This is a genomic window from Pseudomonas sp. GW456-L13 (genome assembly GCF_017350115.1).
Lineage (GTDB): Bacteria > Pseudomonadota > Gammaproteobacteria > Pseudomonadales > Pseudomonadaceae > Aquipseudomonas > Aquipseudomonas jessenii.
On sequence record NZ_JACNAS010000001.1, the window covers coordinates 1,830,874 to 1,843,801 of the forward strand.

At 58.8% G+C, this 12,928-nt stretch carries 12 protein-coding genes, 1 tRNA gene and 1 pseudogene; 11 read left to right on the forward strand and 3 right to left on the reverse strand.

Annotated elements, in window-relative coordinates:
* Together J4D25_RS08320 and J4D25_RS08325 are read left to right on the forward strand one after the other, a co-directional pair.
* The gene (locus J4D25_RS08320) at positions 1 to 1,515 is read left to right on the forward strand and encodes a tripartite tricarboxylate transporter permease (protein WP_057716033.1); all 1,515 of its coding nucleotides are present in this window, start codon (positions 1 to 3) and stop codon (positions 1,513 to 1,515) included.
* The gene (locus J4D25_RS08325) at positions 1,508 to 2,548 is read left to right on the forward strand and encodes an AbrB family transcriptional regulator (protein WP_057716034.1); all 1,041 of its coding nucleotides are present in this window, start codon (positions 1,508 to 1,510) and stop codon (positions 2,546 to 2,548) included. The genes J4D25_RS08320 and J4D25_RS08325 overlap by 8 nt, the downstream gene beginning before the upstream one ends.
* 102 nt (positions 2,549 to 2,650) lie before the next feature.
* Here J4D25_RS08325 and ung read toward each other — a convergent pair whose 3' ends face one another.
* Complete coding sequence (gene ung, locus J4D25_RS08330) at positions 2,651 to 3,343, reverse strand: uracil-DNA glycosylase (protein ID WP_008050720.1); 693 nt, start codon at positions 3,341 to 3,343, stop codon at positions 2,651 to 2,653.
* A gap of 132 nt (positions 3,344 to 3,475) precedes the next feature.
* On the opposite strand from ung, the gene J4D25_RS08335 reads away from it, so the two are divergent.
* Positions 3,476 to 4,588, forward strand: a complete 1,113-nt coding sequence (locus J4D25_RS08335) for an enoyl-CoA hydratase/isomerase family protein (protein WP_057716035.1) — start codon at positions 3,476 to 3,478, stop codon at positions 4,586 to 4,588.
* A 159-nt stretch (positions 4,589 to 4,747) separates the two neighbouring features.
* Here the strand turns inward: J4D25_RS08335 and J4D25_RS08340 are convergent, their stop codons facing one another.
* Together J4D25_RS08340 and J4D25_RS08345 are read right to left on the reverse strand one after the other, a co-directional pair.
* Positions 4,748 to 5,200 carry a hypothetical protein gene (locus tag J4D25_RS08340; RefSeq protein WP_079246795.1) on the reverse strand — a complete coding sequence of 151 codons (453 nt, stop codon included), beginning with the start codon at positions 5,198 to 5,200 and terminating at the stop codon, positions 4,748 to 4,750.
* Positions 5,201 to 5,367: 167 nt separating this feature from the next.
* Positions 5,368 to 5,622 (reverse strand): hypothetical protein, encoded by a 255-nt coding sequence (locus tag J4D25_RS08345; RefSeq protein WP_079246796.1) that lies wholly within the window; start codon positions 5,620 to 5,622, stop codon positions 5,368 to 5,370.
* A gap of 286 nt (positions 5,623 to 5,908) precedes the next feature.
* Here J4D25_RS08345 and J4D25_RS08350 point away from each other — a divergent pair, with 286 nt between their 5' ends.
* The 8 genes and pseudogenes from J4D25_RS08350 to J4D25_RS08385 all read left to right on the forward strand — a co-directional run.
* A complete protein-coding gene (locus J4D25_RS08350) occupies positions 5,909 to 7,402 on the forward strand; it encodes a sensor domain-containing diguanylate cyclase (RefSeq protein WP_057716037.1) in 1,494 nt (497 codons plus the stop codon).
* Positions 7,389 to 7,607: a cysteine-rich CWC family protein gene (locus tag J4D25_RS08355; protein ID WP_057716038.1), complete on the forward strand. Its 219-nt coding sequence runs from the start codon at positions 7,389 to 7,391 to the stop codon at positions 7,605 to 7,607. Before J4D25_RS08350 ends, J4D25_RS08355 begins: the two co-directional genes overlap by 14 nt.
* Positions 7,608 to 7,641: 34 nt before the next feature.
* Positions 7,642 to 8,334, forward strand: coding sequence for a pseudouridine synthase (locus J4D25_RS08360; RefSeq protein ID WP_057716039.1), 693 nt, complete (start codon positions 7,642 to 7,644; stop codon positions 8,332 to 8,334).
* Between the two features lie 313 nt (positions 8,335 to 8,647).
* The gene (locus J4D25_RS08365) at positions 8,648 to 9,532 is read left to right on the forward strand and encodes an alpha/beta fold hydrolase (RefSeq protein WP_057716040.1); all 885 of its coding nucleotides are present in this window, start codon (positions 8,648 to 8,650) and stop codon (positions 9,530 to 9,532) included.
* A 181-nt stretch (positions 9,533 to 9,713) separates the two neighbouring features.
* Positions 9,714 to 9,787: transfer RNA gene (locus tag J4D25_RS08370), tRNA-Gly, on the forward strand.
* Positions 9,788 to 10,122: 335 nt separating this feature from the next.
* The gene (locus J4D25_RS08375; protein ID WP_057716041.1) at positions 10,123 to 11,667 is read left to right on the forward strand and encodes a Fic family protein; all 1,545 of its coding nucleotides are present in this window, start codon (positions 10,123 to 10,125) and stop codon (positions 11,665 to 11,667) included.
* A gap of 462 nt (positions 11,668 to 12,129) precedes the next feature.
* Positions 12,130 to 12,399 (forward strand): hypothetical protein, encoded by a 270-nt coding sequence (locus J4D25_RS08380; RefSeq protein ID WP_057716042.1) that lies wholly within the window; start codon positions 12,130 to 12,132, stop codon positions 12,397 to 12,399.
* Positions 12,400 to 12,476: 77 nt separating this feature from the next.
* Positions 12,477 to 12,731, forward strand: a pseudogene (locus J4D25_RS08385) (type II toxin-antitoxin system HicB family antitoxin); the annotation flags it as partial.
* Positions 12,732 to 12,928: the final 197 nt, after the last annotated feature.

Genomic DNA, 12,928 nt, shown 5'->3' on the forward strand with positions numbered 1-12,928 from the left:
ATGGATACGCTTGGTTATTTGAGTCACGGCTTCGGCGTCGCACTAACCCCTTACAACCTGGTGACCGCCCTCAGCGGCACGCTGATCGGCACCGTCGTCGGCCTGCTGCCGGGGCTGGGGCCGATCAACGGCGTGGCATTGCTGATCCCGATTGCGTTCGCACTGGGCCTGCCGCCGGAGTCGGCATTGATCCTGCTGGCGGCGGTGTATCTGGGTTGCGAATACGGCGGCCGGATCAGTTCGATCCTGCTGAACATTCCCGGCGAAGCCTCCACCGTGATGACGACCCTCGACGGCTACCCGATGGCCCGTCAAGGCCTGGCCGGTGTTGCCCTGTCGCTGTCGGCCTGGAGTTCGTTCATCGGCGCTTTCATTGCCACCTGCGGGATGGTGGTATTCGCGCCGATACTGGCGAAATGGGCGATTGCCTTCGGCCCGGCGGAATACTTCGTGCTGATGGTGTTTGCGATTGTCTGTCTCGGCGGCATGGCCGGCGACCGCCCGCTCAAGACCTTCATCGCCGCGCTGATCGGGCTGTTTCTGTCGACGGTCGGCATTGATGCCAACAGCGGCGTGTACCGCTTCACCGGCGATAACATCCACCTCACCGACGGCATTCAATTCGTAGTGCTGGTGCTGGGCCTGTTCTCCATCAGCGAAATCCTGTTGCTGCTGGAAAAAACCCACCGTGGCCAGGAAGCCTTCCAGGCGACCGGGCGCATGCTGTTCAACTTCAAGGAAGCCGCTTCGGTGTTCTGGGTGAACATGCGTTGTGGCGTGCTCGGTTTCATCATGGGCGTACTGCCGGGTGCCGGAGCGACGCTGGCCAGTGCGGTGGCCTACATGACCGAGAAACGCATTGCCGGCCCAAGCGGCAAATTCGGCCAGGGCGACAAACGCGGTCTTGCGGCCCCGGAAACCGCCATCGGTGCCGAAGCCTGCGGCGCGTTGGTGCCGATGCTGACCCTCGGTGTTCCCGGCTCGGGCACCACGGCGGTGATGATCGGTGCGCTGTCGCTGTACAACATCACGCCCGGCCCCCTGCTGTTCCAACAGCAACCGGACATCGTCTGGGGCCTGATTGCGTCATTGTTTATCGCCAACATCATGCTGGTGATCCTCAATATCCCGATGATCCGCATCTTCACCAAAATCCTCGCCGTGCCGAACTGGGCGCTGGTGCCGATGATTGCGATCATCACCGCTATCGGCGTGTACGCGGTGCATGCCACCACCTTCGACCTGTTCCTGATGATCGGTATCGGCATCTTCGGCTACATCCTGCGCAAGCTCGACTTCCCGCTGTCGCCGGTGCTACTGGGTTTCATCCTTGGCGGCTTGATGGAGCAGAACCTGCGTCGGGCGCTGTCGATCTCCAACGGTTCGCTGGACATCCTCTGGTCGAGCGGCATCACCGTCGGTGTCTGGGGGTTGATCGTGGTCATGTTGCTGGTGCCGATTGTGCGCATCTGGCGTAAACGTTCAGTGGCGCAACGCGTTGTCGCCGATGTCTGATCGGTCCCCCTTCAAACTCTGGTGGGGAACCCCGCTGGTCGGCCTGCTGGGCGGTTATCTCGCCAGCCAGGTCGGCTGGCCTTTGCCGTGGATGGTCGGCTCGTTGCTGGCGATCATCCTCGTGCGCTGCCTGACACCCTGGCAATTGGCCGAAATCCCTGGCGGGCGCAAGTGCGGCCAGTGGATCGTCGGTATCGGCATCGGCCTGCACTTCACCCCGGTGATGATGGAGCAGGTGCTGAGTCATTTCGGTTTGATTTTCTTTGGTGCGTTGGTCACCAGCCTGTCCGCCGTGGTCGGCGTGTGGCTGATGCGCCGTACCGGAGAAGATCGCGCCACGGCGTTCTTTTCCAGCATGCCCGGCGGTTCCGGGGAGATGGTCAACCTCGGCGCCCGCAATGGTGCGGTACTCAGCCGTGTGGCGGCGGGGCAGAGTTTGCGCGTGTTGGTCGTGGTGCTGTGCGTGCCGGCAGCCTTCAAGTATTTGTTGGGGGACGGTGCGTCGACTTTCCACGCTGGCAGCATCGATTGGCGCTGGCTGGCGGTGTTGTTTCCCGCTGGCGCGTTGGCGGCCTGGATCTGGGAGCGCCTGCGTCAACCCAACCCCTGGCTGTTCGGGCCGTTGCTGGTCAGTGCGGCCGTCAGCATCGGCTGGGACCTGCACATCGGCTTGCCCGACGGCGGTAGCCAGATTGGCCAATGGTTGATCGGCAGCGGTCTGGGCTGTCACTTCAACCGGCAGTTTTTCCGGCGTGCGCCGTCGTTCATGGGGCGCACCCTGATCGGCACGGTGTTGACCATGCTGATCGCCACGGCGGCGGCATTGGGTTTGAGTGCGCTGACCCATCTGGATCTGCGTTCACTGACCTTGGGCATGATGCCCGGCGGGATTGCCGAGATGAGCCTGACAGCGGAAACCCTGCAACTGTCGGTGCCGCTGGTGACGGCGATGCAGGTGATGCGGCTGTTGTTTGTGTTGTTTCTGGCGGAGCCGTTGTTCAAGTACTGGAACCGGGGTCCGGATTCAGTCTGATAGACCGAGTTGCCTTCATCGCGAGCAAGCTCGCTCCCACAGGGTTCGCGTGATCCTTGTGGGAGCGAGCTTGCTCGCGATGGGGCCCTCTTGCTCAGCCCATCAAACCGGCGGCAACCGCCACTCGATCGGCGTCTCGCCATTCTGTTCCAGAAATTTATTGGTCCGGCTGAAGTGCCCGCAACCGAGAAAGCCGCGATAGGCCGACAGCGGTGACGGATGCACCGAGGTCAACACCAGATGCTTAGTCGCATCGATCAGCTTCTGCTTGCTCTGGGCATGGGCGCCCCACAGCATGAACACCAGGTGCGGTTGCTGCTGGCTGACCACTTCAATGACCCGATCGGTGAAAAACTGCCAGCCCTTGTCCTTGTGCGCATTGGCGTTGGCACGCTCGACGGTCATGGTGGTGTTGAGCATCAGCACGCCCTGATCGGCCCAGCTTTGCAAGTAGCCATGGTTGGGAATGTCGATGTTCAGGTCGCGTTTGAGCTCTTTGTAAATGTTCACCAGCGACGGCGGCGCCGGCACGCCCGGTTGCACCGAGAAGCACAAGCCATGGGCCTGGCCCGGGCCGTGATAAGGGTCCTGCCCGAGGATCACTACCTTGACCTTGTCCAGCGGCGTGGAATTGAGCGCGTTGAAAATCATCGGCCCCGGCGGATAGATCTCCTTACCGGCCGCCCGCTCCTGTTGCAGGAAGTTTCGCAACTCTGCCATGTAGGGCTGGTCGAATTCGGCACGCAGTGCCTCCTTCCAGCCCGGTTCGAGTTTGATACGGTCGTCAGCAGTCATGGTTACATCCGGAAAAAACAATGGGGCGAACCCTAGGAAAGCGCATCACGCTTGTCAATTGATCTGACGCAGATCCGGCACTTTCCCACACAGCGATCATACTTAACCCTCAAATTCCCGATCGAGGTCACGATGAATCTGCACTTCGAAGAACTCACCGGCACCGACGGCGCGCGCATCGGCATCGCCAGCCTGGATGCCGAAAAGTCCCTGAACGCCCTGTCCCTGCCGATGATCAACGCCCTGCGCGACCGAATGGGGGCCTGGGCCAAGGACCCGCAGATCGTCTGCGTTCTGTTGCGCGGCAATGGTGCCAAGGCCTTTTGCGCCGGCGGCGAAGTGCGCAGCCTGGTGGAAGCCTGTCGCGTCCATCCGGGCGAAGTACCGCCACTGGCCGCGCAGTTCTTTGCTGCGGAATATCGCCTGGACTTCAAACTTCATACCTACCCGAAACCGCTGATCTGCTGGGGCCACGGCTATGTGCTCGGCGGTGGCATGGGACTGTTGCAAGGGGCAGGCATTCGCATCGTCACGCCGAGCAGCCGCTTGGCCATGCCGGAGATCAGCATCGGCCTGTACCCGGACGTTGGCGCCAGTTGGTTTCTGTCGCGCCTGCCCGGCAAGCTCGGGTTGTTCCTGGGCCTGACCGGTGCGCACATGAACGGCCGCGATGCCATTGACCTGGACCTGGCCGATCGTTTCCTGCTCGATGAGCAGCAGCCGGAATTGATCGAAGGCCTGTTGCAATTGAACTGGCAGGAACAGACACCCATGCAGCTCAACAGCCTGCTCAAGGCCTTGCAGCAGGAAGCCGTGGCGCAGATGCCCGAAGCCCAGTGGCTGCCGCGCCGACAGCAGATCGACGAACTGCTGGATGTCAGCGACGTGCGTTGCGCCTGGAAGGCCATCAGCGCCTTGCGCGATCACACCGACCTGTTGCTGAGCCGCGCCGCCAGGACCCTGAGCGAAGGCGCTCCGCTGACCGCTCGTCTGGTGTGGGAGCAGATCATTCGAGCCCGACACCTGTCATTGGCCGAAGTCTTCCAGATGGAATACACCCTGAGCCTCAACTGCTGTCGGCATCCGGAATTCAGCGAAGGCGTACGTGCCCGGCTGATCGACAAGGACCAGAAGCCGCACTGGCACTGGCCGGACATCAACAACGTGCCGGACGCGGTGGTAGAGGCGCATTTTCACAAGGCTTGGGAAGGTCGGCATCCGCTGGCGGATTTGTCCGAATACTGAAAACTGCACACAACACTGTGGGAGCGGCGGTGCGACGATTCGACTTGCTCGCGAAAGCGTCATCTCAGCAACATTGATGTTGACTGACACTCCGCCTTCGCGAGTAAGTCGAATCGTCGCACCGCCGCTCCCACATTCAGAGTTGTGTTTTGTACAAAGCTATCGGTGGCCGCCCCGCCCGCTGCGATAGCCTCGACCGTTACCGCGATAGTCGTTGTTCCAGTTCCCGCGGTTACGGCCGTCCCAGCCATGGTTCTGATGCGTGCGGTAGTCGCCACGCGACGGCTGATAGTAACGAGGGGCCGACTGGTAATGGCGCGATGGTTGATACATCCGCGGCTGCGAGTAATAGCGCGACGGTTGATAGATCCGTGGCTGTGAGTAATAGCGCGGTGTCGGCTGGTAATACCGCGCTGGCGGCACGTAGTACCGGGGCGGCGGTGTGTAGTAACCGCCACCATTGGAGTAGTAGGAACTCCCCCCGGCGTAATAGGTTGGCGATGGCGAGGTATAGACCTCGGAACTGTAGTAACTGCCTCCTTCATCGTAATAAGGCACGCACCCACCAAGGGACAATCCCAACACAGCTAACAGAAGAATTCGACAGAGCATGGCGGCCTCCTGGACCGCGGGTAAGCCACACCAGCGACGCTGGCAGGCGACAGACAAATGTTCGGTGACTGTCGAAAGATCAGACACCGAATTCGGAATCTGGTGCGCCCTTGAAACAAGTGGAAACATCTGGCCGATGAAAGGTTTTTCATCCATTCGCGCCCTGATTAACGGTGGCCACCTCGATGTCCACCGCCATGATGTCCGTGTCCGCCGCCGTGGCCACGGTAGTAACCATGCCCACCGTAGTAATAGGCGCGATAACCACCGTAATAACGCGGACCGTAGTAACCGTAGTAATAGGGCGAGTAGTAGCCGGGGTAGTAATAAGGTCCCCCGTAGACGTCGGCAGGACCGGCGTAGTAGTAGCAGCCAGACAATCCAAGACCCAGTACTGCACCTAACAATAATCGACGCAACATGGCGGCCTCCGTAAAGACCTGTAACAGCAGTCGGCACGCTCCGACTTACACCTGTTTTGACTGGCAATCCCCTGCCAAGTGCGACGTTGCACCCACCGTCTGATCAGCGGCGGACAGGTTCCAATGCGGTGCACACGAGCACCATCAAAGTGCCGCCTCATTCACGCTGGCGGCGGGCGTAACCCTTCGTGGAATGTGGGGACGACCATTCGCGGCACACATGGAGCAGTATTTCCCCGCAGTGCCATTAGAATGCAACCATCGGATGACTGCCAATGGAACTGCCATGCCGCTTCGCTCGCCGCTGTACTCTCAACGTTCGTTGGTGCTCACGCTGGTCGCGTTGCTGGGCGCAGGTTTCCTCGCCACCTCCTTCCTCAGTTACTACGCCTCCCGGGCCTCGATCCGCGACAACATCGTCAACACCGAACTGCCGCTGACGTCGGACACGGTCTACTCGGAAATCCAGAAAGACCTCGTCAGGCCGATCCTGATTTCCTCGATGATGGCCCGCGACACCTTCATGCGCGACTGGGTGGTCAATGGTGAAAAGGATTCCGACCAGATGACCCGTTACCTCAACGAGGTCATGACCCACTACGGCGCCTACACCGCGTTTTTCGTCTCCAACACCAGCCTGACCTACTACCACGCCAAGGGTGTGCTCAAGCAGGTCAAGGCCACCGAGCCCCGCGACGCCTGGTACTTTCGCGTGCGGGACATGAAGGATCCGTACGAGATCAACGTCGACCCGGATCTCGCCAACAAAGACAACCTGACCTTCTTCATCAACTACAAGGTCTACGACTACAACAGCCGATTCATCGGCGCGGCCGGGGTTGGCCTGACCGTCGATGCCGTGATCAAGCTGATCGACAAGTACCAGCAGCGCTATCAACGCAGTGTGTATTTCGTCGACAACTTCGGGCGCCTGGTGCTCACCGGCGCCGAAGGGGGTCCGCAGGGTGCGCACATCGGGCAGAAACTCAGCGAACTCGACAGCATGAAAGACCTGGTCAGCCGGCTGCCCAAACCCCACAGCGGCAGCTATGAATACTCCGTGCAGGGCCAGGGGCATTTCCTCAACGTGCGGTTTATCCCGGAGCTGAACTGGTACCTGTTCGTCGACAAACGCGAAGACAGTGCCCTAGGTGAAATCCGCCAGTCGCTGTACCTCAACCTGCTGATCTGCCTGCTGGTCACCTTGATCGTGCTGGCCCTGCTCAGCCGGGTGATCAAACGCTATCAGGACAAGATCCAGGCCCAGGCCATCCTCGACAGCCTGACCGAACTGCCCAACCGTCGCGGCTTCGACCTGCTGGCCGCGCAGGCCATGCACGAAGCCCGGCGCGAGCCCAAGCCGCTGACCGCTTTGCTGCTGGACCTGGACCACTTCAAGGCGCTGAACGACACCTACGGCCACCTGGCCGGCGACCAGGTACTGATCGGTTTCGCCCGGGATCTGGAAAGTTGCCTGCGGCACTCCGACATCGTCTGCCGCTGGGGTGGTGAAGAGTTCATCGTGCTGCTCAAGGACACCGACGGTAAGACCGGCCTGATGATTGCCGAGAAAATTCGCCAGCACGTGGAACAACAGCGCTATGCCTACAACAGTCAGGCCTTGCATGTGACCGTCAGCATCGGCATCACCACCCAGCAGCCCGATGATACCTTGCACAGCCTGCTGTCACGGGCGGATCATGCGATGTATCGGGCCAAGCAAACTGGCCGTAACCGAACCTGCGTGGAAAAACCTCACTTCAGCTATGAACCAGCCTGACCTCTGCCCGGCCTGCGGTGCATCCAACGACTGCGCCCTGGCCGACCCGCGAACCGCCGACCGCGCCTGCTGGTGCTACGGCGTCAGCATCGACCCGGCGGTGCTCCAGGCGCTGCCGGCGGAACTGCGCGACGCCTCGTGCCTGTGCCCGCGCTGCGCTGAGGTCGAGGCGCAGTTGCAAGCAGCGTCCGGGTCGATCAAGTAAGATGCGCGCCCCTGTCCTTTCCGATCCTTAAGTCATGCGTGTCGACCGTTTCCTCAGCAACCTGCCGTGCTTCAACCGTAAGCAGGTGCGCCTGTTGCTGGTGGAAAAACGCGTCAGGGTTGACGGAAAAGTCGTCAGCGACCCGCACAGCGAAGTCCGCGAATTCAGCCGCGTCGAAGTCGACAACGAGGTGCTGCAAGTCGGTAAACCCCTGCGCCATTTCATGTTGCACAAGCCCGCCGGATGCGTCAGCGCCACCCGGGATCAGCAGCACCCGACCGTGCTCGATCTGATCCATGAACCGGACAAGGACGAACTGCACATCGCCGGACGCCTGGACTTCAACACCACCGGCCTGATGCTGATCACCAACGATGGCAGTTGGTCGCGGCGCCTGACCCAACCGCAGACCAAACTGCCCAAGGTCTATTACGTCGAAACCGAGCAGGACATCGGCCCCGAATACGCGATCAAATTCAACGAAGGGCTGTACTTCGCCTTCGAAGACCTCACCACGCAACCCGCCGGGCTAGAGCTGCTCGGGCCAAAATGCGCACGCCTGAGCATCGTCGAGGGCCGCTATCACCAGGTCAAGCGCATGTTCGGCCACTTCGACAACAAGGTGATGCGCCTGCATCGCGAACGCATGGGGTCGCTGGTGCTCGACGACGCCTTGAAACCGGGCGAATACCGCCCGCTGACCGACGAAGAGATCGGATCGATCTAAGCGCGCGACCGCTCAGCAGAAAGTTGTCGAACAATTTACCAACGGCACTTGCGCAATGATGTGACCCCTGCTTGAATCAGGACGTCGGCCGAAATGTGACCGACGAGTCACCCCATACTTCTAAGAAACTTTTTGCCGGTAGGAACCCTAGGGTTCCGGCCTCATCCGGCAGACTGCCCGCCAATAACAATACCCGTCGACCGGACTGCAATGGATCGACATGGGCCTCTCAAATTCCAGGCGTATGCCTACCTGTCACAAAGCTCGTGCAATCTCATTTGCGCGCATACCCGCTTGCCAGGAGTCTTATGACATGAGGCCAGAAATCGCTGTGCTGGATATACAGGGTCAGTATCGGGTTTACACGGAGTTCTATCGCGCAGACGCCGCAGAGAAGACCATTATCTTGGTCAACGGCTCGATGGCTACGACTGCGTCGTTTGCACAAACCGTGAAAAACCTCCATCCGCAGTTCAACGTCGTCTGCTACGACCAGCCCTACGCGGGCCGGTCAAAAGCCCACAACCTACATGAAAAAATGCTCACCAAGGAAATCGAAGGACAGATCCTGCTTGAGCTGATCGACCACTTCGCCGCCGAGCACGTGCTGTCGTTTTCCTGGGGCGGTGCCGCGACCATGATGGCATTGTCGCAACGGCCACGGCGCATCGAAAAAGCCGTGATCAGCTCGTTCTCCCCGGTGATCAACGCGCACATGCTCGACTACCTCGAGCGCGGCGTCGAACACCTCGGCAACCTGGACCGCGACCGGGTCGGGCACCTGGTGAACGACACCATCGGCAAACACCTGCCGTCGTTGTTCAAGCGCTTCAACTATCGCCACGTCAGCTCTCTGGCCGAACATGAGTACGGGCAGATGCACTTCCACATCAGCGACGTGCTGCACAGCGACCGCCAGTGCTACCTGCACGCGGCGAAGAAAATCGACGTGCCGGTGCTGTTCCTCAACGGCGAATGGGACGAATACACCGCCGCCGACGATGCCCGGTTGTTCGCCGGCCACGTGCAACACAGCACGTTCAGCACCATTCAGGCCACCGGTCACTTTCTCGACATGGAGCACAAAGCCGCCTGCCGAGACAGCCGCAACGCACTGATGGGCTTCCTGAAACCAGCGCAACTCGAAAGCCGACCGCGTTACCACAACGCCCAGGAACACCATGCATTGGCAGGCTGAAGTAGCGTCATCGCGAGCAAGCCCCGCCCTGCTGCGTTAAACGTATTCTGCAGGCGCGAGGCTTGCCCGCGATCGACCGTCATGCGGTCCGGGCTTTTTTGTCACATCTGCGTTAAACCCGCTCCACGTAAAGAAAAACTTCAAATCCGCAGCCGTATCTGGTACAAAGTCAGCGCTCTGAGCGGGTGTCGTATAATGGCATTACTCCAGCTTCCCAAGCTGATAACGAGGGTTCGATTCCCTTCACCCGCTCCAATTGAATTTTGATCTCACGTCAGGGTTGTTTTGACGGGGGATGCAGAGACAGAAAAAACCGGCCTTGATGGCCGGTTTTTTTATGGGCGTAATTTGATGGCGTCGGATTTATGGATAGCTTGGTCGGTCACTTTTCTGTGATCAATCGGTGAGTACATTCTTTCTTTCGCGGCTGTGTCGGCTACTCTGAAAGCTATTAGCGTTTTTCTCCAAAAATACGAATTCAGTATCAAATTTCATCCAGCATTAGTATTTTTCCACCCACGAAATTATCGTTTCGCCATAATACGGAAGTTTCGTTAGCGTTTTTCCTGTCTCCGTAAAGGATTTCGTCAATGCAAGTCGGTTTCCAGACCCTCGCGAACCGTTACAACATCGCATTGGCGCAGCCTCTGCGCGTACAGTCGATGATTGGCACCGTACGTGTCAGCCGTGAAAGCGCTGGAAGCGTGGAGAACAGGTATCCGCCACGCTACCGCCCTGCAGACGATTTCGCAGGGCATTTCGAGTTCGGTCTCAAATACGAAGAGATTCATCTCGAGTTCTTTGCTCGCCTGTTTGCGGCCATAGGCCCGCAGCCTGTTGAAGACTGGTGTCGACGGGAGCCTTTTGGCCAGTATGCCCGTCGCACAGGATTCCTCTACGAATGGCTGACAGGGGAACGTCTGGAGGTGCCTGATGTGACCAATGGCGCCTATGTTGATGTACTTTCACCACAAAATTACCTGACTCGTCGTGAGTCGTTGCGAACGCGGCGCTGGCGAATCAATAACAATCTGCCAGGGACACCCGACTTCTGCCCCTTGGTTCGTCGTACCGAGCCAGTGCGGGAGGCCTTGCAATTCGATCTGCGTGCGGCTTTGGATGAGTTGGATCAAGCCTTTGGTTCCGACATCCTGATGCGAACGGCCAGCTGGCTGACGTTCAAGGAATCGCGCGCGAGTTTCCTCATCGAAAAGGAAGCCGACCAGGCCGATCGCATCCAGCGGTTTGCGCATGTCATTGCCCAGCACTGCGGCCATATAGATGCCCCATTGAGCAACGACACCCTTCGATCCCTGCAAGCCGGCATTCTGGGCCACGATGCCATCGGACTAGGCTTGCGGCGCTCCCCTGTCTTCGTGGGACAAGCGACAATGCGCGAAGACATCGTGCATTACATTGCCCCGCACTTTGAAGATCTTGCCCCCCTCCTGGAAGGCCTCAACGAGTTCGAGGTCGCAACGCGTGGTGCCGAGTCAGTGGCGCGCGCCGCGGTGCTTGCATTCGGATTCGTGTACATCCATCCAATGCGTGACGGCAACGGCCGGATCCATCGCTTTCTAATCAATGACACCTTGATCCGGGATAAGGCAGTGCCCGACGGAGTGATTCTGCCCGTGTCAGCCACGATCACCAGCTCTATCGATTTCAGGGCCGGCTACGATCGTACGCTTGAAGTATTCTCACGACAGTTCATGCGCCGTTACGCGGCAGCCTATCGGTTTGGCGAACTCGTGACCTACGAGGACGAAACGCTTAGCAATTTCAACTTCGATGAATACGTAGACGCAAGCTTTGCCTGGCGGTACCCAGACCTGACCGAGCACGTTCTCTACACCGCACGCGTTGTCGAACATACGATTCGTACGGAGATGGCAGATGAGGCCAGAGTACTGGTGATCTTTCAGCGAGCGCAGGAACAACTCAAAGAAGTGATCGAAATGCCGGATCAGGATGCCAATCGCATCATCCGCTCGATCAAGGAAAATGCTTGGAAGGTCTCCGGTAAGCTGAAAAAAGGGTACCCAATACTTGAAGATGAGCGCATGGCGCAACGTGTTGTGGATGCAGTGCGTTCGGCGTTTGAGGATCGATTGATGGGGGCCAGTGAAGAGTGATCTCCGGTAGAACTGGATAGCGTACATCTGCAGCTCAGGAGAAAGCCGGTCCGGGTGACCGGTTTTTTTGTGCGCGGGATCTGGTGATGCGCCTGCCAACGCTAGCGTTAATGCCCTACTTTTAAGGGCCCAGCAGGGGTCAACGTTAGAAAAAGCAACGTCCTACACGACACTGGGAAATGTCCGTAGACTTGCGCATTGCTGTGCCTTTGTCATGAGACCTATAGTTCGACCGCGTCCAAATGGCGTATCGGGTTTGGCGACTCGATGGCAAAGCATAGGAACCTCCGAGCAATCTCGGAGCGTTTCTGAACGCACTTGGCTACCTGTTTATGGTGGCTGTGCGTGGGAGACCTTTGGGTCTACCGGTTTGCCTTGTCCCGGTTCGCCAACCTGCGTACAGCTACCACCTTTTGTTTGGCGACACTGAGTGGTAGTTCACTTCAATTCAAGGAATCACTCATGAATGAATATATGGCTTTAACCAGCAACGCCGACGACCTCCCCTCCCTCTACGTCAACACCACCCAACCCCTGCATTCCCTGCTCAGCACCGCCAGCTACAGAATTCGCGCCGTGACGCAGCTTCTTGAAAACCTCGCAATGCGCGGCGACCTGACCTCCGACACAGTTGTACTCAGCGACTTCGCATTGCTCTGCTGCGTGCCATTGCGCGATGGATGCGATGTGCTGGATGTAATCGCTCGACGCATGGATGCAGAACCGTCCTGACAGTCCACCCGGCGCCTTTCGGGGGCGCCCTTTGGGGTTCATAACCTCACCCGCTGTGTTCACGGAGGACCATGAACATGTTTTACCCGATTGCGATTTTCATGGACGACGACGAACATGCGTGGGGTGTTGAAGTCCCGGATGTGCCAGGTTGTTTTAGCGCCGGTGAAGATCTGGAAGATGCAATAGCCATGGTTCAACAAGCCATTGAGGGGTATTTCGAGATGCTCGCCGAGAACGGTGCCCCCTTCCCCTCAGCCAGCAGCGTTACCCTGCACACATCTAATCCAAAGTACGCTGGCTGTACGTGGGCACTGGTGGAAATCGACGTGATCGAGTAACTGATTGGAGCCCCTGATATGACTCAAAACAGTGGGTTGGTGTTCAGCGCTGAATGTGACCCTGCCACCTAGACGCTCATATCTTTTGCGTATAGATCACCGCAAGCGAGTAAAGAAGCCGTAGAGCTGCGTTGAGCCCAGCAACAGTTCCCTTATTCTCCCGGCTCATCCTTCGCCTCGAGATCAAC

Bases quoted from the DNA above. Each gene is read 5' to 3' on its own strand.
- J4D25_RS08345 (WP_079246796.1), bottom strand. From the start codon at position 5,622: ATGTTGCGTCGATTATTGTTAGGTGCAGTACTGGGTCTTGGATTGTCT.
- J4D25_RS08360 (WP_057716039.1), top strand. From the start codon at position 7,642: ATGCGTGTCGACCGTTTCCTCAGCAACCTGCCGTGCTTCAACCGTAAG.
- J4D25_RS08365 (WP_057716040.1), top strand. From the start codon at position 8,648: ATGAGGCCAGAAATCGCTGTGCTGGATATACAGGGTCAGTATCGGGTT.
- J4D25_RS08340 (WP_079246795.1), bottom strand. From the start codon at position 5,200: ATGCTCTGTCGAATTCTTCTGTTAGCTGTGTTGGGATTGTCCCTTGGT.
- J4D25_RS08350 (WP_057716037.1), top strand. From the start codon at position 5,909: ATGCCGCTTCGCTCGCCGCTGTACTCTCAACGTTCGTTGGTGCTCACG.
- ung (WP_008050720.1), bottom strand. From the start codon at position 3,343: ATGACTGCTGACGACCGTATCAAACTCGAACCGGGCTGGAAGGAGGCA.
- J4D25_RS08320 (WP_057716033.1), top strand. From the start codon at position 1: ATGGATACGCTTGGTTATTTGAGTCACGGCTTCGGCGTCGCACTAACC.
- J4D25_RS08375 (WP_057716041.1), top strand. From the start codon at position 10,123: ATGCAAGTCGGTTTCCAGACCCTCGCGAACCGTTACAACATCGCATTG.
- J4D25_RS08335 (WP_057716035.1), top strand. From the start codon at position 3,476: ATGAATCTGCACTTCGAAGAACTCACCGGCACCGACGGCGCGCGCATC.
- J4D25_RS08325 (WP_057716034.1), top strand. From the start codon at position 1,508: ATGTCTGATCGGTCCCCCTTCAAACTCTGGTGGGGAACCCCGCTGGTC.
- J4D25_RS08380 (WP_057716042.1), top strand. From the start codon at position 12,130: ATGAATGAATATATGGCTTTAACCAGCAACGCCGACGACCTCCCCTCC.
- J4D25_RS08355 (WP_057716038.1), top strand. From the start codon at position 7,389: ATGAACCAGCCTGACCTCTGCCCGGCCTGCGGTGCATCCAACGACTGC.